This is a genomic window from Thalassobacterium sedimentorum (assembly GCF_031127905.1).
In the GTDB taxonomy this organism is placed as follows: domain Bacteria; phylum Verrucomicrobiota; class Verrucomicrobiia; order Opitutales; family Coraliomargaritaceae; genus Thalassobacterium; species Thalassobacterium sedimentorum.
In genome coordinates this window covers 1-17,794 of the sequence record NZ_JARXIC010000038.1, presented here as the reverse complement: position 1 = coordinate 17,794, position 17,794 = coordinate 1, and the positions used below count along the sequence as shown (strand labels likewise).

At 47.1% G+C, this 17,794-nt stretch carries 18 protein-coding genes; 17 read left to right on the top strand and 1 reads right to left on the bottom strand.

From position 1 onward, the window contains the following. Nucleotides 1-22 precede the first annotated feature (22 nt). The 15 genes from QEH59_RS15950 to QEH59_RS15885 all read left to right on the top strand — a co-directional run bounded on the left by QEH59_RS15950 (nucleotide 23) and on the right by QEH59_RS15885 (nucleotide 14,615). Nucleotides 23-1,198, top strand: a complete 1,176-nt coding sequence (locus QEH59_RS15950; RefSeq protein WP_308986380.1) for a glycosyltransferase family 4 protein — start codon at nucleotides 23-25, stop codon at nucleotides 1,196-1,198. Beyond that, nucleotides 1,195-1,824: an acyltransferase gene (locus QEH59_RS15945; RefSeq protein WP_308986379.1), complete on the top strand. Its 630-nt coding sequence runs from the start codon at nucleotides 1,195-1,197 to the stop codon at nucleotides 1,822-1,824. The genes QEH59_RS15950 and QEH59_RS15945 overlap by 4 nt, the downstream gene beginning before the upstream one ends. Before the next feature lie 151 nt (nucleotides 1,825-1,975). Next, nucleotides 1,976-3,085, top strand: coding sequence for a hypothetical protein (locus QEH59_RS15940; RefSeq protein ID WP_308986378.1), 1,110 nt, complete (start codon nucleotides 1,976-1,978; stop codon nucleotides 3,083-3,085). A 19-nt stretch (nucleotides 3,086-3,104) separates the two neighbouring features. After that, nucleotides 3,105-3,968, top strand: coding sequence for an aldo/keto reductase (locus tag QEH59_RS15935; RefSeq protein WP_308986377.1), 864 nt, complete (start codon nucleotides 3,105-3,107; stop codon nucleotides 3,966-3,968). A 29-nt stretch (nucleotides 3,969-3,997) separates the two neighbouring features. After that, nucleotides 3,998-5,695: a GMC oxidoreductase gene (locus QEH59_RS15930; RefSeq protein ID WP_308986376.1), complete on the top strand. Its 1,698-nt coding sequence runs from the start codon at nucleotides 3,998-4,000 to the stop codon at nucleotides 5,693-5,695. A 10-nt stretch (nucleotides 5,696-5,705) separates the two neighbouring features. Then, nucleotides 5,706-6,680: a glycosyltransferase gene (locus QEH59_RS15925; RefSeq protein ID WP_308986375.1), complete on the top strand. Its 975-nt coding sequence runs from the start codon at nucleotides 5,706-5,708 to the stop codon at nucleotides 6,678-6,680. 17 nt (nucleotides 6,681-6,697) lie between these two features. After that, nucleotides 6,698-7,522, top strand: coding sequence for a glycosyltransferase family 2 protein (locus QEH59_RS15920; RefSeq protein ID WP_308986374.1), 825 nt, complete (start codon nucleotides 6,698-6,700; stop codon nucleotides 7,520-7,522). Continuing rightward, nucleotides 7,507-8,382 carry a hypothetical protein gene (locus tag QEH59_RS15915; RefSeq protein WP_308986373.1) on the top strand — a complete coding sequence of 292 codons (876 nt, stop codon included), beginning with the start codon at nucleotides 7,507-7,509 and terminating at the stop codon, nucleotides 8,380-8,382. Before QEH59_RS15920 ends, QEH59_RS15915 begins: the two co-directional genes overlap by 16 nt. Beyond that, nucleotides 8,375-9,277 carry a GT-D fold domain-containing protein gene (locus tag QEH59_RS15910; protein WP_308986372.1) on the top strand — a complete coding sequence of 301 codons (903 nt, stop codon included), beginning with the start codon at nucleotides 8,375-8,377 and terminating at the stop codon, nucleotides 9,275-9,277. Before QEH59_RS15915 ends, QEH59_RS15910 begins: the two co-directional genes overlap by 8 nt. A 120-nt stretch (nucleotides 9,278-9,397) precedes the next feature. Then, a complete protein-coding gene (locus QEH59_RS19035; RefSeq protein ID WP_425609255.1) occupies nucleotides 9,398-10,504 on the top strand; it encodes an acyltransferase family protein in 1,107 nt (368 codons plus the stop codon). A gap of 172 nt (nucleotides 10,505-10,676) precedes the next feature. Beyond that, entirely contained in the window at nucleotides 10,677-11,579 is a 903-nt protein-coding gene (locus QEH59_RS15905) for a hypothetical protein (RefSeq protein WP_308986371.1), read from the top strand. 23 nt (nucleotides 11,580-11,602) lie between these two features. Further along, entirely contained in the window at nucleotides 11,603-12,145 is a 543-nt protein-coding gene (locus tag QEH59_RS15900) for an acyltransferase (protein WP_308986370.1), read from the top strand. A gap of 80 nt (nucleotides 12,146-12,225) precedes the next feature. Next, complete coding sequence (locus tag QEH59_RS15895) at nucleotides 12,226-12,987, top strand: WecB/TagA/CpsF family glycosyltransferase (protein ID WP_308986369.1); 762 nt, start codon at nucleotides 12,226-12,228, stop codon at nucleotides 12,985-12,987. Nucleotides 12,988-13,110: 123 nt separating this feature from the next. Further along, nucleotides 13,111-14,085, top strand: a complete 975-nt coding sequence (locus QEH59_RS15890; protein WP_308986368.1) for an NAD-dependent epimerase/dehydratase family protein — start codon at nucleotides 13,111-13,113, stop codon at nucleotides 14,083-14,085. 74 nt (nucleotides 14,086-14,159) lie between these two features. Beyond that, entirely contained in the window at nucleotides 14,160-14,615 is a 456-nt protein-coding gene (locus QEH59_RS15885) for a hypothetical protein (protein WP_308986367.1), read from the top strand. Nucleotides 14,616-15,118: 503 nt separating this feature from the next. Here the strand turns inward: QEH59_RS15885 and QEH59_RS15880 are convergent. Further along, on the bottom strand, nucleotides 15,119-15,457 hold the full coding sequence (locus QEH59_RS15880; protein WP_308986366.1) for an FmdB family zinc ribbon protein: 339 nt from the start codon (nucleotides 15,455-15,457) through the stop codon (nucleotides 15,119-15,121). 147 nt (nucleotides 15,458-15,604) lie between these two features. On the opposite strand from QEH59_RS15880, the gene QEH59_RS15875 reads away from it, so the two are divergent. Next, nucleotides 15,605-16,264 carry a DUF4126 domain-containing protein gene (locus tag QEH59_RS15875; protein WP_308986365.1) on the top strand — a complete coding sequence of 220 codons (660 nt, stop codon included), beginning with the start codon at nucleotides 15,605-15,607 and terminating at the stop codon, nucleotides 16,262-16,264. A 50-nt stretch (nucleotides 16,265-16,314) separates the two neighbouring features. Beyond that, on the top strand, nucleotides 16,315-17,202 hold the full coding sequence (locus QEH59_RS15870) for a 1,4-dihydroxy-2-naphthoate polyprenyltransferase (RefSeq protein WP_308986364.1): 888 nt from the start codon (nucleotides 16,315-16,317) through the stop codon (nucleotides 17,200-17,202). Nucleotides 17,203-17,794: the final 592 nt, after the last annotated feature.

Sequence of the window (17,794 nt, the reverse complement as noted above, 5' to 3'; positions counted from 1 at the left end):
AATAATTTAGCGACCGCACAATATGAAAATTGTTTTATGCACACCGGCATCGCTGGACATGCTTTCTGACTTGGTCGAAGGCGAACCTCCTCCGGGGTACAAATTTCCGATGACGGCGAATTTTGCGAGAGCACTTTGGAATGCTGGACATGAAGTTGTTATAGTCACGAGTACGAGTGATGTTGATGAAACAACAACTTGGACAGGTGATCGATTTGAGATTGTCGCTACGCCGCGTAGAAAGAGGGCGCGCGACTTATGTTGTAATCTCTTTCGAACTGAAGTGCATTACATGCGTGATGAAATCAAGAACAGGAAACCTGACATTGCGCATGGACATTGGACTTATGAATTCGCCGAAGCAAGCATCCGAAGTGGATTCCCAAATGTAGTTACGATACATGACTTCGCACCTGAGATTTTCCTACAGTTCAAAAATTTGTATAGATTTTTACGTTTCCTATACTCGATTCCCATTATCTTAAAATGTAAGCACCTCACGGCTGTTTCACCATATATCTCAGAAAAGATTTCTAAGTTCTACAAAAGAAACAACATACTTGTTATTCCTAATAGCTTATTTATAAAGCCACCACCTACGACGAAAAGAAAAGAACAAGAACAAGTGGCAATCACGATTGTGTCCAATAATGACCCACGGAAAAACAACGATCTTGCGATCGACGCGTTCTACAAGATCGCGACGTTGAACGAAAACATTGAACTTTTCATCTTTGGTGGTGGCTTTGATCGCATTAAAGAGAACCTTCCCTCGGAGATATCACGACAAATAGTAGACCGTATTCACATTATGGGCTCTCGACCGCTGAGTGAAATTTTAATCTTCCACATAACTCGGAGCGATATATTTCTTCATGCTAGCTTAGAAGAGTCATTTGGAATGAGCATTCTCGAAGCAATGGCATGCGGCGTTCCTGTAGTTGCAGGGGAAAACTCGGGAGCAGTGCCATGGGTCGTTAATCATGACGAAGGCGGCTTACTAGTCGATGTAACCGACAGTGACAGTATAGCGGCTTCATTAGCGCGTCTATGCGAAGATGATATGCTACGTAAGCGCTTAGGAAATAACGCCAAACTCAGGCATGAGAAGCACTTTGCTGAAGACACTGTCACAGCGAGGTACTTGGCCTTATATAAGTCTATCGCTGCGCCTCAGCGACAAAGCATTTCTGGATGAAAAATAGCATTATCAGTTTACTATGGATGGCCATTCGCAAAGTCATCGAAAGCGTATTCTCAACAATCTATACGCCTCTCACAAAATTGATGTTTAGACTTAACGGAGTTGAACACAAATCAGGTCTGCGCTGTGCTGGCATTCCAAAAGTTTATGTCACTCGCAGGGGGATCGTCACAATTGGAAAGAGCTTCAGTGTCAATAGTGGTTCGAACCATAATATCATTGGGCGACAAGGCCGAACAATCCTTTGGGTCGAGGGGAATTTATCCATTGGGGATTATGTCGGCATCAGTAATAGTGCTTTGATTTGTCGCAACCGAATAAGAATCGGTGATCATGTTGTGATCGGAGGAAATTGCGTGATCTATGATACGGATTTTCATCCGATTGACCCAGCGCTTCGACTCGCGGATTCATCCGATATTGAGCATGCCGCATCGGCCCCAGTTGAGATTGGTGATAACGTTTTTATCGGTGCTCATACGACGGTTTTAAAAGGCGTTACAATCGGGGAGAACTCCGTCATCGGTGCCTGTTCACTGGTGGTGAAGGATATACCTTCCAATGAGGTCTGGGCCGGCAATCCAGCTAAATGCATAAAGAAGCTGAACCATTCCTTCTAGTATGAGTAGAATCTTGGTAACTCGCATCGGGACAGTTCAGATACTCGCGCTACTAATAGTCTGGCTAGCTATCATCTCCATGCGCTCATGGTCGCCAGTTCAATTTAGCACAACAAGCCTCAATTGGGTCATTTACTCTGCGATATCGTCGTTGTTCATTTTTATTCCAATTCAACAGCGCAAAGGCTTTAGGCTGTCCTATGATGTCTTTTTAAAACTCTATTTATTCTGGATGCTAACTTGTGCCATTCGAGGTGCATTTATCGCTAGCGACTATTGGCAATATAAAGCATTGATCCAGAACTCTTTTGCCCTCACTGCAGGTCTGTGCGTATGGTCCTTTGCTCAACCTGAAATTCTAAACAAAGTATTACGTTATTGGTTACTACTCGCCCTGCCGCTTTTCATCCCACTGTTGTTTATTTTATATAAAGGTTCTTCTTATGGATTTTATTTATCACCTGTAGTCATCTTTATTTTAATGCTGCCTGCACTGCCACGTCCGTTGGCACTTTTAATGTTATGTTTAACCGTGTTCTGCTTATTCGCAGATATTGGAGCTCGTAGCACACTGATTCGCTTTTCTGTACCACTCCTGCTGCTCGTAACATACCCACTTCGTCAATTTATCCCCAAGTCACTACTTAAGGTCGCATTTTTATTCTGCTTTATCACACCAATTCTACTTGCGGCTTTTGCAGCAACTAATGGATTGAACCCATTCACTGCCGTCTCACAAGCCATTGCTGAAGAAATAGACGATGCCGAAACCCGTGATGTCGTTACGACAGATACACGTACGGGACTCTACGAAGAAGTGGTAGAATCTGCGATTAAGAATGATTATGTTTTAATCGGACGTACGCCTGCCCGCGGTTACGATTCGAAGGATTTCGGCATTGGAATCTCTAAAATTATTGGCACTACAACAATCGAACGCAGTAGCTGTGAAGTTGGTATTCTCAACATTTTTACATGGACAGGAGTGATTGGTGTCGTTCTTTATACTTTAGTCTTCGCTACTGCCAGTTACTTAGCAGTTGTGCATTCCAATAGCTGGATGACCAGGACTATTGGACTCTATCTTGCTTTTCGATGGACCTATAGCTGGATTGAAGAATTTAATCGTTTCGATATTATGCAGTTAAGCCTGTGGATGCTCGTTGCCATCTGCATGTCACCGGCGTTTCGAGCCATGTCCGATGCAGATCTCAAAGAGTGGGGCGCGAAGCTCTCACCACGGATTAAATGGAACCGATGAACGTGAACGCTCACACCGAATGACGACTCAACACAATCTCTCAGCTACATTATGGTCAAAGCTTGGGCTCGGAACTGGCACACTGGCATCGCTTGGACGCGCAGCAAAGATAACTGATGTAAGGCAGATTATCAGTTCAATGCTCGATTGTAGTGCCAAGGTCATTGACACTGCAGATACTTATGGTTCGGGCGATTGTGAGCGATTACTAGGACGTGTATTACGCGAAGAAAGGGATGCTTTTACCCTAGTCACAAAGGCGGGTTACCGACACGCAAATCTTCCGGGACCACTGGGGCCACTTAACCAAGTTATCAAGAAAGGTATCCAACGTTTCGTCAAGAAACCTAACTTCGATCCCACTTATTTAGTGGCTTGCCTCGACAATAGTCTTGCACGTTTAAAAACCGATCGAGTTGAAGCATTCTTATTGCATGATGCTTCGTTGGAATCGGTCACTGACGAATCGGTTTTGAGTGAATGTGTTAAATTTAGGAAATCGGGAAAAACCAGACTTGTCGGCATATCGTCAGAATCCCCGGAAGTTCTAAGCGCTGCGATTGCATCTGGGGTTTTCAGTGTTATCGAATCTCCTGCAAACTTAATGGTCATAGAAGCGATGCGTCCAGTATGGCAGGAGGCTGAGGCACGTGGTATTCACGTCATCGGTAACCACGTCTTTTCTCCAACATGTTTACGTTTACCCGGAATCACCCACGAACAACTGATGCGTGCCAGTGTCGCATTACTGCCAAAGAGTTCCACTGTCCTGTGCGGTACGCGTAACTCAAGGCACTTCACCCAAACCAATGAATGGGCGAATGATCCTCTCCCCAGCGTGGAAGCAGAAAAGTTATTATTTAATTTAGGCAATTTGATCTAATTATTTAGCACTATATAATCCCACTAAAAATGATTGAAGACGCACGAAAAATCAATCCCGGAACGATTCTGGAAGCAGACCTTTGTATAGTCGGCGGAGGAGCAGCTGCAATTACACTGGCACTCCAATATATGAAGTCTGGTCACACCGCGATTATCATTCCTGGGGGAGGACCGAACCAAAGTTCAGCCTGTATTGATCTATATCGCGGCAAGGTTTCACCCGCGAGTAGCCATGAACCGCTTGAAGAGAACCGCCTGCGAATGTGGGGTGGAACGACGACAGTATGGGGAGGTCGCTGCGTGCCCTTCGATCCCATCGATTTTAAGGAACGATCATGGATACCAGGTAGTGGTTGGCCGATTGAACTAGCAGGACTAAAAGACTACATTGAACAAGCGAATCAATTATCAGAAGCAGGAAAAGCTGACTTCGATGCTCGATCAGCATTTCCAGAGACGCAAACAGAGTTACTTAAGGGATTCGATGACGATGAATTGGTGACTTGGCCATTAGAACGCTGGAGCATACCAACAGATTATAGCAAGCGATATCGAGATGATTTCGAATCTGCACACAACGTTCGCGTGCTGCTATATGCCCATGCGATTCATTTACAAATGAATACCGAAGGCACTGTATTGGAGCATGTGAGGGCGGCATGCAGTCCTGGGAAAGACTTTCAGGTTCATGCAAAAAACACAGTCATTGCCTGTGGAGCTCTGGAAAACACGAGACTGCTCTTAGCATCTAAGGATATCTTGCCGGCTGGTATCGGAAATCAGAATGACCTTGTTGGACGATTTTATCAATCGCATCGTTTTGGAGTATGCGGCTATGCTGAACTGAAGGATCCTAATAAAGACTTCATATATGATTTTGAAAAAGATGCTGAAGGCGTGTACTGCCGCCGGCGCTTCTGGTTGACTGCGGAAACTCAAGAGAAATACCAAATTAACAACGTTGTTGGTTTCTTCAGTCGAGGAGCTGCAGACGCATCAGAGCATCGGAACGCAATGGTTTCTCTTGTCATGCTGATCAAGACGGTACTGGGCGGTGCGCGCATGGGGCCGAAACGATTGTTCCAGATTCTCAAAGATCAACGCAGTGAACTCGCAGCTCATGCTTGGATTGTATTGAAGGATGGCCCGAGTATCTTTGGCCAACTCGCCAGTGTTGCCTACTTGCGTTTTTTCCAGAAGAGACGCCTACCAATGATTCTGCCACCTAAAAAATCGAACCATTTTCCCTTATTTTTTCAAACGGAACATGCACCACAACGAGAGAGTCGAGTGCTGCTAGACGAATCCTCTGTCGATAACTTCGGCATGCCTAGATTGGAAACTAAAATTCAGTTTTCCGAAGTTGACTACAAAACTATTAGAATATTTGTTACTTTATTTAAAAAGCGTTTAGAGGAATCTGGACTGGGCACTTTTCATCTCTCTAAAGCAGACCAAGCATTATTGAAAGAACCGGGGCGAAAGGCGTTCAATAGTAATGCGCACAATATTGGCACAACACGAATGGCTGCATCAGCTGATAACGGTGTCGTGGATACCGACTGCAAGGTCTATGGAGTGAGTAATTTGTATGTAGCGGGCTCATCGATCTTTCCAACTAGTAGCCATGCTAATCCGACACTAATGATCATTGCACTATCTCTTCGCTTAGCTGACCACTTAAAAGATAAATCTGATATGTCACATTCTATTCCCTCTCAATAAAGAGTCTGATATGCAATTAGACAATCTAAACATAATCTCAGCGACTGTTGACCTTGGAACAACTAGCATAACTTCTGCATACCAGAAATTATTAAATCCACAAAATGTTTTTTGTATGTCTGATGGAGTCCGAGTCGGCGGAATAAACACGCTACTCACACCATCTAGGCTGCTTTGGCAGTGGGAGAAGAACGCAACAAATACATTATTTATATTTAATACGCCAACATTAATTGGCGGATATTTACCTAAACTCCAAGGTTGTAAGCGCGCTGCAATCATTGATTGGACAGCAAATCATCCAATTGCTAAAGGCAAAAGCTTCAAGCCGCTCTATGATAAAATTTATAGAAAAGCCTTCGCTAACCTCGATTCGATTGCAACACCATTACCAGGGTTAGCGAAAGCCTACACTGATAGTAGATATCAATTTAAGCACACATATTATCCTCTTCCTTACCCAGAGTTACGGCCCAGTCCTAAGTTAATTGAATCAAAAATTCAGTTATTATTTATCGGAGCAGATTATAAGCGTAAAGGAGGCGACCTACTGCTAAATGAATGGGCTAAAATGCGACCGAAAGATACGGAATTAACGTTCGTGTGCCCGAACCCTCCGATTGAAAAAATGGACGGCGTGACTTTTCTCAAAGATATTCAAGCAGGCACTTCAGAACATCAGGCACTACTGGAAGAACACGACATCCTCATCCTTCCATCGCACACTGAACCTTTTGGTTATGCTTTACTTGAAGCTATTAACTTTGGGATGGCAACCGCAACTACGCAACAAACTGGAGCCGCTAAGATCGTTGAAGAAAGCGGCGGCATCGTGGGGGCGAACTCAATCGAGACCATCCAGAAAACATTTATCCTCTGTAATCAACCAGAGGTTATTCGCCAGATTTCCAAACAAAGCTGTGAATTCCTCGAACCATATAACCAGAAGGTTAAACAATCTATTTACGACTTGTTCAATAAATAGACGTATCCATTCAAAAAATGATTGCAGTCTTAATCACCGTTTTTAATCGCAAAGAAGAAACCCTGCGTTGCCTAGGCGCTCTAGAACTTGCCACGGTAAAAATCGAAGAGCCTTTGCATGTTTTTTTAGTCGATGACGCGTCCAGCGATGGCACCACTGCCGCGGTGAAGGATGCATTCCCTAATGTCACCCTGATCCCCGGGGACGGAAAATGCTATTGGAATGGAGGCATGCGATTAGCGTGGGAAACTGCAAAAAACACAGGTGACTACGATTATTACCTTTGGCTCAACAACGATTCCTATCTGTTTGAGGAGTCACTCAGTACATTGCTTCAATATGCGAAGAGCACCCAAGATGAAGCGATTCTATGCGCTCAAACGATATCAGAGAAGACGGGAAAACGATCATACGGTGGATGGAGGCGTGGAAACCTACCACTTTTATTTGAGGATGGCGTCGCCCCTTGCGATATAATTAATGGGAATTGCGTCCTTGTGCCTCGTCAAGTATTTGAGCAAGTCGGTTTGTTGGATCCAAACTATAAACACGCCCTCGGCGATCATGACTACGGTCTACGCGCTAGCGAAAAAGGCATTTGCTCTTTAGTCATCGAACAACCACTCGCTTATTGCGAAGCCAACCCACGCCCACCGCTCTGGTGCCAACAAGAGCAACCGCTCGGTAAACGTATCAAGAACCTATATTCGCCTCTAGCCAACAGCCACCCAAAGTATTATTTCATCTATGAGCGCCGCCATTACGGAATGAAGATTGCGTGCTTTCATTTCTTAACGATTCATCTACGTGTGTTGCTGCCTCAATTATGGAAGAACCAGTAAACTTTTCCGTTCAAGTTGATTCGGAGACGGCCATTGAGGCCTATACCGAACTTGATAACTACCGTATCGAAGAAAATCCGAAAGCAGCCTCTAATCTTTGTGCGATTTATTTTAGCAGTAATGATATCTATTATCCGAATACAGAAGCAGTCCTACGTGACCGCATACTCGAAAAGGATCGCTACGAATGGTATCCGAATCGGATTCAGAAGGCTCAACGTCACATTTTCGTGCGTGATATTCGGAAGCAGTGGTTTCTCACTGGGATTAATCAGTCAATTTCCAGTATCCCCTTACTTTGTGAATTATTAGCAGAAAAAACAAAAGGGATGAAGGTCGTCACCATTGGCAGTTCTGCAGGTGGTTATGCCGCTATTCTAGTGGGCCAATATCTCAATGCGCAGCGCATTTTAGCCTTCAATCCACAGTTCTCCATCGAGGACATTTTAGTGAATAGCTCAGAAAGCAGAGATCCCATAGTCTTTCGCAATGCAGCCGATAAAGCCTATCGTAAGTATTTCGACATCACTGAAAAGGTGAGCGAGCGCGTTTATTATTTCTGCTCGATACGCAGTGGCTGGGATAAAGAACAACTCTCCTTAGTTGAAGGGAAGCCACTCAATATTTTACGCTTCCGCTCTAGTAATCATGGTATTCCTTTTCCTCGCACCTTGTTACAGACTGTTATAAATCTGAGTGACAGTCAGTTGCAGGCGATCAGCCGAACGGAGCACCATCCTATTGCATTCTCAATTCGACATCGAGGTTTCTTTCAAACCCTGTTGGATCTGACAGGCTTAATCAAAAAACGAATAAAAAAGAAGCGACTCGAAAAGAAAGACCAGCAACATAATGGATGACGACAATCCTTACTTTTTACGCATCAAAACATTCCTGCGAAAACGAGCGCTGCGTTTTTCACATCGAGGAAAAACGATCCACCCAACACCAACGGGGAACTCGCTAATTTCGGAGTTATTAAGCGACGGGACGCCCTGTCTTATCTCAAGGATAGGAGGGTCAGAAGCAGTTGCGCTAGCTGAATACCGAAAACTCGGGTTACTCACAGAGGAAACCGCGACGCGACTCCTAAACCTGTCTGGCGTCTTTCCAAATGAGCCAGAGGAAGGCGCACGTTTTTGTGAAACCTATTTGGAAGCAATTAGTGCATCGGACGTCATCGGAATTTGGGGAGTGAAGGACGAAGCAGGTTTGATCCGACGCCATGCTGCGAGGGCACAAATTACTGAGCTACGCGCACTCGAACCCTATTACCACGAAGTCCCTTGGTCTCGTTCTCTCGAGAATAAACGCGTGTTAGTGGTCCATCCCTTTTCGAATCTAATCGCAAAGCAGTATGATAAGCATGAATCCCTCTTTTCAAATCCTCAGGTCTTGCCTCAATTCAAAGAGCTACAGGTGCTTGCATCAGTGCAATCCATCGGCGGGACGGATGCCTTCGAATCGTGGTCAGATGCTTTAGAATTTCAAAAGCAGCAGATTGCGAAACACGATTTTGATATCGCTCTCATCGGTGCAGGGGCCTATGGCCTGCCGCTTGGCGCGCACGTAAAATCACTTGGGAAGGTCGCCATTCAAATGGGAGGCAGCCTGCAGATTCTATTTGGGATCAAAGGTAAGCGTTGGGACACTCACCCAATCATTTCGAAACTCTACAATGAGCACTGGGGCCGTCCTGGCGAAGCCGAACGGCCAGCTAGCTATAAAAAAGTTGAAGGCGGTTGCTATTGGTAGGTGCCTATAAACTGATAAATCAGGGCTTTTTTTACGATGGATCTAGCATCTTTAAAGAGTCCACAACATCAAATCCATAACAGCGAGCAGATATAACGGTATCACTGGCGAAGTAAACTCATGAAACAGACAATTAAGCCTACTAGATTAATACATATAGATGTAGTTAAATCCATTAGTATTACTCTAGTCGTCTTTGGACACGTCTATCGCAACGCAGACGAACTCTCCTTGTTCCTTCAGTCCTTTCGCATGCCACTGTTCTTTTTAGTGTCAGGATATTTTGTGAACCATGATAGATATAATAGTTTCAAAAAGGTTGTATCACGCAGGCTCAATACACTCATTTTGCCATATTTGTTCTTTTATTTGCTCACTTACGCTTACTGGTTACTGATCGAGTCCAATTTTAGGGGGCAAGCAGGGGGCGCTTCTTATGATTGGTGGCTGCCTGCAGTTGGAATCATTTACGGCTCATCATCCTACGGCTTTATGGGGCACAATTCTCCATTATGGTTCATTCCATGCCTACTGAGTGTTCAGATCATTGATTGCTATATTAGTCGAATCAATAATTTTTACTTTCAAATTCTAGCAGTTATATTGCTTACCGCTTCTGGTTTTTATCTTTTGCCGATGCTTCATTTTCGCTTACCCTTTGGTCTTAACACTGCGAGTGTCGTTTTGGTGTTCTATTTTTCAGGTAAATATATAAGGAGAATACACTCACTTGGAATTGCGACGAAGGCATCGATAGTAGTCGGAGTTCTTATTTTTTATTATTACGCAATACTCGGGAATTTCTCAACATACGACCTATTTACTCCAAGGTTCGACAACAAATCAGACTACTTGTTACAAGCATTTAGTGCTTCAGTCCTGATTGTCCTTATTTGCGAAATGTGCGTGAGTCTTTTGCCGAAAGCGACGATTAAACCGCTCTCTTTTTTTGGTATTAACTCTCTCATAATTCTGTGCCTCCATGATCCTATAAAGAGAGTTGTCATTTTTATTTATTCGAAAGCATCTGGTATATCGATTGCTGACATCCGAGACGACTTGATTCATTCAACTTCTTGCTTGATTCTGACTTTCTTAATATTGCTCCCCGCAATTTACTTTTATAATCGATTTCTACGTGATCTGCTGAAGATCGATCGAGCACATGATATGGCTACTAGGAAGCCACTCACAACTACATCATCAACTACTTCAGGTGGATGCTAAATATTTGATGTTCCTTATACATTTTAACCTACTTACAGTGCTAAGTAGATAAATCCATGGACGTAACACCCTCTGGGAGTTCTTATAGTATTAGTTGCAGGCTTCACTGGTTTCACATGCCCTCGCTAGCGCGTCTCGGATTCCAATTTTTCTAATTGCTTACCACTTTTCCGTGAATACGCCCGTTTTACTCATCCACTTTAATCGTCCTGATATTACACAGGCGGCACTTAAAGCATTGGCTCCCTTGGCGCCCAGTCGTATTTGGGTGCTTTGCGATGCGGCTCGTCCCCACAAAGACGGCGAGGCATCTAAAGTCGCGGAGGTGCGGGCGTTGCTGGATGCCATTCCGTGGCCCTGCGAAGTGCGACGACTCTACCGCGAGGAAAACCTAGGTTGCTTTCGTAACCTCTCTGATGGGATCACTTGGTTCCTTAAAGACTGCGGCGGCGAGGGGATCATTCTTGAAGACGATTGTATCGCAGATCCTAGTTTTTTCGACTACTGCGCGGAATTACTCGAACGTTATCGAGATGATCCCACGGTCTATGCAATCGCTGGCCATAACCGGTCCCCGATACCCCTGAGTCAAACATCCGATTACACCTTCTCCAATTATTTTGAATGCTGGGGCTGGGCAACCTGGGAACGCGCTTGGGCTGACTTTGATCCAGATATGCATGCCTGGACCGATCCAAAAAGCTGGAAAGCAATTTGCCAGCGAGTCTTTCCAGGAATCCGGCAGCGCCTTTATTGGGAGATGATGTTCCGCAAAGTGCGGAATGGACAGCGTGACAGTTGGGCCTATCGCTACTTCCTTTCAATTTGGGGCAAGCAAGGGAAAACCATTATTCCGTCTCTCAACTTAACTGAGAATATCGGGTTTCGAGAAGATGGGACTCATGCTACGTCATCAAAGGTCGTCTGCGTGCCGGCGAATGCAGTCTCATTCCCACTAGCCCATCCAGAATCAACCACCATTTCATTAGAAACGGACCGCTGGTTTGAAGACAATTTTCATAGCAAGTCGTTTGTTAAACGGATGCAGTGGTTCTTTAGCAAACTTCGTAAATAAACTACCAATTCGTAGATCGGGACGTGATTAGATATCTAAAACAATTTCGAAATATTCTGCTAACAAAGACAGTATTTAGACAGCATGAAATTGGCCCAGGGTTTCACGCTGGCCGGCAAGTCTATTTCTATGCTAAAAACAGAATTAAAATTGGAAAGAATTTCTATATCGGACGTTATTCGGAGATTAGTTGTGATGCCGAAATTGGTGACAATGTAATCTTTGCCAATTTCGTCGCACTGATCGGGAAGTATGATCATCACTATCAAACTGTGGGTGTTCCAATACGTTTAGCTTCGCAAATAAGAGATGCTGATTATAGTTGGAAAGGTTTAGGTAGCAAAGTGGTCATCGAAGACGACGTATGGGTCGGTTACGGGGCGCGGATCATGAGTGGAGTGACGATTGGTAAGGGGAGTATTATTGCAGCAGGTTCGGTCGTGACCAAAGATGTTGAACCGCTTTCGATTTACGGTGGTGTGCCCGCACGTAAAATTGCAGATCGCTTTGAGAGCGAAGAAGAGTCTCAGAGGCATCTTCAATTTTTAAATGAACCAGTCAGCTGACGCGACGGAGACTGAAGCACGCCGCTGCGGTTTAGGCTTCAATTACGGGCTCGTCTCTGGATCTAGATTTTTTTATTCAAATGAACATTGGTAAACTGAAAGTTGTGAATGGGCCACGCGATGCGGTGATCCGCGATCTTATGCAAGTGGCGCAGGGGCCGCGTACAGGGCAGCATTATGCGTGTTTTTGTGAAGCGCATCTCTTTGTGCGCGCGCATCGTGAGGATGCGGTACTGGGAGCCTTGCAAGATGCACACTTCGTGTATCCAGACGGCACTTCGTTGGCCTTGGGGGCTCGCTTGACGGGCGTGCGCTTTGAGCAGCGTCATCCGGGGCCGGTGGTGATGCTTGACTTATGTGGCAATGGACAAGCCGCGGGGCTGAAGCATTACTTTTATGGGGGCCGTGAAGGAGTGGGGGATCGTCTCTCTACTAAGTTACAATCTCTCTTTCCAAAAATTCAAATTGTTGGTCACGAATCACCGCCTTTTCGTCAATTGACCGAGCAGGAGCAGGCTGAAGCCATCGCACGCATCGAAGCCTCGGGGGCGGACGTCCTGTGGGTGGGGTTGGGCGCACCGAAGCAGGAGTTGTGGATGCAATCGCACTTAGGCAAAATTAAGGTTCCGCTGATGATGGGGGTTGGGGCGGCCTTTGAATATTTTTCAGGCGACCAAAAATGGGCCCCTTATTGGATGCGACGGTTTGGGCTGGAATGGCTCTATCGAATGCTTACGGGGGGGCCGCGCTTGTTTAAACGCTACCTGACCTATGTGCCGCTTTGCTGTTATTTCTTAATTAAGGAGAGTTTGCGCTCGCGCTTTGTGAGGGCTGAGAGTTGAGGACTGAGGAAGGAGACTTGAGTGCGGATCTGTTTCTGGGATTTAGAATTGGGCAAGTGAACGACTGACAGACTCTTATGTGCGGGGAGCTTTGAATCCATTTTTCGTGGAACAAATAAATTAATGAATACAGCAATTATTTTTGGGGGTGCGGGCTATATCGGGCAGGCGACTTGGCAACGCCTACAAGGGCAGTTTCAAAGGATCATTCTGGCGGACGTTCGGGAGCCGAGTGTGCCGTTGCCGGCGCAGGTGAGCTTTGTCATGTGTGATGTGCGGCAGCCGATTGAGTTGGGGCTGGCGCAGCTGGGCGTGCAGGTGGGTGAAGTTGATTGGATCTTTCACTACAGCGCCATCCATCGTGAGCCGGGGCATGCCTTTGAAGAGTATTTCGATACTAATGTGCCGGGCGCGGAGCATGTGACTGCTTTTGCTGAAGCATGGGAGGTGCCCAATATCTATTTTACGGCTTCAATTGCGGTCTATGGTCCGACGCATGCGCCGACTAATGAATCGACGGTTAAGTATCCGAGTTCTGGGTACGGCATCTCTAAGTTGACTGCGGAGCTCATTCATGAACGCTGGGCAGCGAAGTCCAGTGAACGTCGCTTGATTGTGTGCCGACCGGGCGTGGTGTATGGGGCCGGGGACCCTGGCAATATCTTGCGCATGATCCGTGCGGTGAAGAAGGGGATCTTTGTGTTTCCGGGGAGTCCCCATATTCATAAGAGTTATGCCTATATTGAGGGCTTATTGGATAGCATTGAATTTACCATGGCGCGTGCTGAAAAGGTGATCCATTACAATTATGTGGAATCGCCCACGGAGCCGCTGGGGGCTCTGGTGACTCATATTCAGGATATTTTGGGGAAACGGAGTATGAATTTTCGTGCGCCAGTGGGATTGTTGGCACTGGTGGCGCAGGTCTTGCAATGGCTGACGCTAGGCAAGTCGCCGATCCATCCCAAGCGGGTGCGTAAGGCGGCGATGCCGACGCACATTATTCCGCAGTGGTTGATCGACCATGGCTTTGAATTTCGTTACGATTTTGCGAGTAGTTTAAGGGATTGGAAGCAGCGGAGTCCGGGTGATTTCTAACCGCTAATTTACGTTAATTAGCGTTAATTGTATCGCATTGAAGCTCGATGGTGCATTTGCATATCAGGAGTTGAATGAAAAGTTTATGTAATCTAGGTAGGTATTGGTTAGTGCTACAGTTTGTGGCACTTTCAGTTCTCTTTGGCCTGATTATTTACCTGTCGTTAAGAAGTTCGCCATCAATGGGGGAGCTTGCTTGGTTACCAGGGCCGATAGCGGATTGGGCAGATCGTAACGGAGATTTACGCACGCTGGTTCCTTATGCGCTGGCGGCTACGCTGTGGTGTTGGTGCTTGCGTTGCTACTATCTGCACAAGCCGGCAGTTCAGATGGCATCGGAGGTGCGGCTTTGCTGTGGTTATTTACTGGGGGGCTTTGTTTTACTGGTCCTGTTACTGGGCACGGAGCTCTGGCAAGTGTTCTTACCCGAGCGACACCCTGCCTTGGGCGATCTTTTTTGGGGTAGTGTTGGAATTGTGGGTGGCCTCGCCGTCGGTGGATGGCGGTGGTCTAGGCTGACGAAGTTCTAAGCGTAGCTGGGTTGGCTTTGCCGCCCAGCATTTCTTGTAGCTTCGGTTCTCGGAACCGGGGCGATGCCGCTCGTCCCCGAAACTGAGTTTCGAGGCTACCTTTCGTATCTTTCTTGTAGCTTCGGTTCTTAGAACCGGGGCGATGCCGCTCGCCCCCGAAACTGAGTTTCGAGGCTACTTTTCGGATCATTCTTAGAATGGGTATTCGGAACCGGGGCGATGCCGCTCGTCCCCGAAACTGAGTTTCGAGGCCACCTTTCGGATCTTTCTTGTGGCCTCGGTTCTCGGAACCGGGGCGAGGCCGCTCGCCCCCCGAAACTAAGTTTCGAGGCTACCTTTCGGATCTTTTTCGTAGCCTCGGTTCTTAGAACCGGGGCGATGCCGCTCGCCCCCCGAAACTGAGTTTCGAGGCCACTTTTCGGATCATTCTTAGAATGGGTATTCGGAGCTTTGCGGGCGCTGACCGGGCGGCAGAGCCAACCCGGCTACGGGCTTTGCGTTCTCTACACGAGACCGTTTTTTTGTATTTCTTTTAATTTGTTGGCATCCACCACATCAGGGGCACGCTTGTCTTTGCCGGCGGTCTTGTGATAGCGTCCGGTGACTTTGTCTTTTTCATAGCGAGTGAAGCCGTTCTTTTCGACGTTTTCGTCGGAGAGCTTATTCTTGGTCGAGCCTTCGGTGTATTTACTGGAAACATTGGGCGAGTGAAAGACCTTGCGCACGGGGTTGCCAGTTTTGGGATGCGTTTTGAGTGGTTGGTCGGCCATGCGTTGGATGTATTCGAAGGCTTCGCCATCGGAGCCGTCGGGGAGGATTTCTTGATATACGTAGGTGGGCATGGTGGGAGAATTGAACGCTGAGTGTTGTGACTTGAGTGTGTTTTAATTTAGAAGCTACTCTTGAGTTTTCGACTAGCAATTCGAATTTTATATTCTGAAACTCTGAGCTTTCCGAAAGAGACATAAGTCCTTAGTCTAGCATGTATTATGAATGAGATAATTGCGATTTTTGCCGGAGTTGGGCTGGCTGCGGCCTGTGGGTTTCGGGTGTTTGTCCCTCTCTTTATCGCTAGTTTAGCGGCGAATCAAGGTGTGGATGCACTGGGGGGCATGAATTTTGAAGAGATGCTGGGGGCGAATTTTGAATGGTTGGGCAATGACTGGGTCACGATTGCGCTGGGGGTAGCGACGGCTTTGGAAATCGGGAGTTATTACATCCCTTGGTTGGATAATGCGCTGGATACCATTGCGACGCCTGCGGCGGTGGTAGCGGGCACTTTTATTTCGGGGGCGATGCTGCCGGAGTTTATGGGCAATGATGCGTTTAAGTGGATCACTGCGGCGATTATGGGCGGTGGCACGGCTGGTATCGTGCAGGGGGCTTCGGTGATCACGCGCGGCGCGTCTACGGCCACTACGGGCGGGATCGGGAACCCTGCAGTTTCGACTGCGGAGCTGGGCGGTTCTATCCTGACTGCGGGACTGGCAGTTCTGATTCCGATTCTGGCCGCGGTGTTGGTGCTCTTTCTCTTGTTTTATTTTATTCGCACGATTATTCGGTATTTTGTGCGTCGCTTGGAGCGCAAGCGCGCGGGACAGCCGAGTGAAGTGGTGACGGTTCGGCCGCCTGCGCCACCGGGCTTGTAGCCTGAGGAACTTGGTATTTAGTCGCGTTGATACGAGAGAGTACTAGTCAAATGTCCGGATTGCAGATTTGGATTGAGGCGACACGTCCGAAGACACTGCCTGCGGCGGTGGCTCCGGTCCTGTTGGGGACGGCGATGGCATATTACTGCGGGCAATTGCAGCTATTGCCAGCAGTGATCTGTCTTTGTTTTGCTCTCTTGGTTCAGATTGGGACGAATTTTGCCAATGATTACTTGGATGGAGTGAAGGGGACCGATACGGATGCGCGGCTGGGACCGCGTCGTGCGGTGGCTACAGGTCTGATCACGGCGTCGACTATGAAGGGGGCGACCATCGGTATTTTGGCTTTCGCTTTTTGTCTGGGGCTGAGTCTTATTTATTTTGGTGGTTGGTGGTTGTTATTGATCGGTATTGCCAGTGTGATCTGTGCTTGGGTGTATACGGGGGGGCCGTTTCCGCTGGCTTACAATGGCTTGGGTGACCTATTTGTGGTTCTTTTTTTTGGTCTGATCGCTGTGGTTTGCACGTTTTATGTTCAGACTGGATTTATCAATCGAGAGGTGATCTTACTGGGGCTGGCATGCGGGCTGGTTGTGAATAACATATTGGTAGTGAATAACTACCGCGACATAGAAGAAGACCGTATCGCTCAGAAACGAACTTTGGTTGTGCTGTTGGGGCGGCGTTGGGCCTTGCTACAATATGGGCTCTCGCTTGTCTTTGCGGGTGGGGTGCTGGTTTGGTTGGTTTATCAGTCCTTTGGAAGTATACTTTTACTCGGTTGGTTAGCGATTGCTTACGGCTTCGTTCTGTTGCTGAAGCTGGCTCAAGCACGCACGCCAATTGATTTTTTAGCCGCGCTTAAAGGGGCGGCTTTGACCGTGGTTGTGTATAGCGCACTCGTCTCTTTGGGGCTGTTTGTATCCGGGATGATGTAGTTGGGATGCGGCGTACTCGTGTGGGGGAGGATGGTTGCTAGATCATGCACCTTGGTATCAGTTAACGAACGGCGCGCTCGGCGAGCACGCCCTACCTATGAGGTCACCCTGCCTGGCACGTCTTTCCTTACAATCCCGATGTCGCCTCGGTTCTCAGAGTATTTTTGTGAACTGGATTAAGTTGTCTGTCTCTTCAGGTAGGGATGGATCGCCGATCCGTCCGCTTCCGTTAGGTGAGCGCTAGGCGTGGGTAATGATCAAGGCTTTTGAATTCAGTAGGCGAACGGCGCGCTCGGCGAGCACGCCCTACCATATGAGGTCACCCTGCCTGGCACGCTTTCCCTGACAATCCCGATGTAGCCTCGGTTCTTAGAGCATTTTTGTGAACTGGATTAATGTATCTGACTCTTTAGGTAGGGATGGATCGCCGATCCGTCCGCTTCCGTTAGATGAGCGCTAGGCGTAGGTAATGAGTAAGCGTCCGAGCACCTGCCTTCTATACGGTAAATTTTTCCGTGGTAAGTTTGGCGTATGGAATCAATCGAAACAGAGTTGTGTGTGGATCGTTCAAAATCTGATCGCCAAGGTCGCC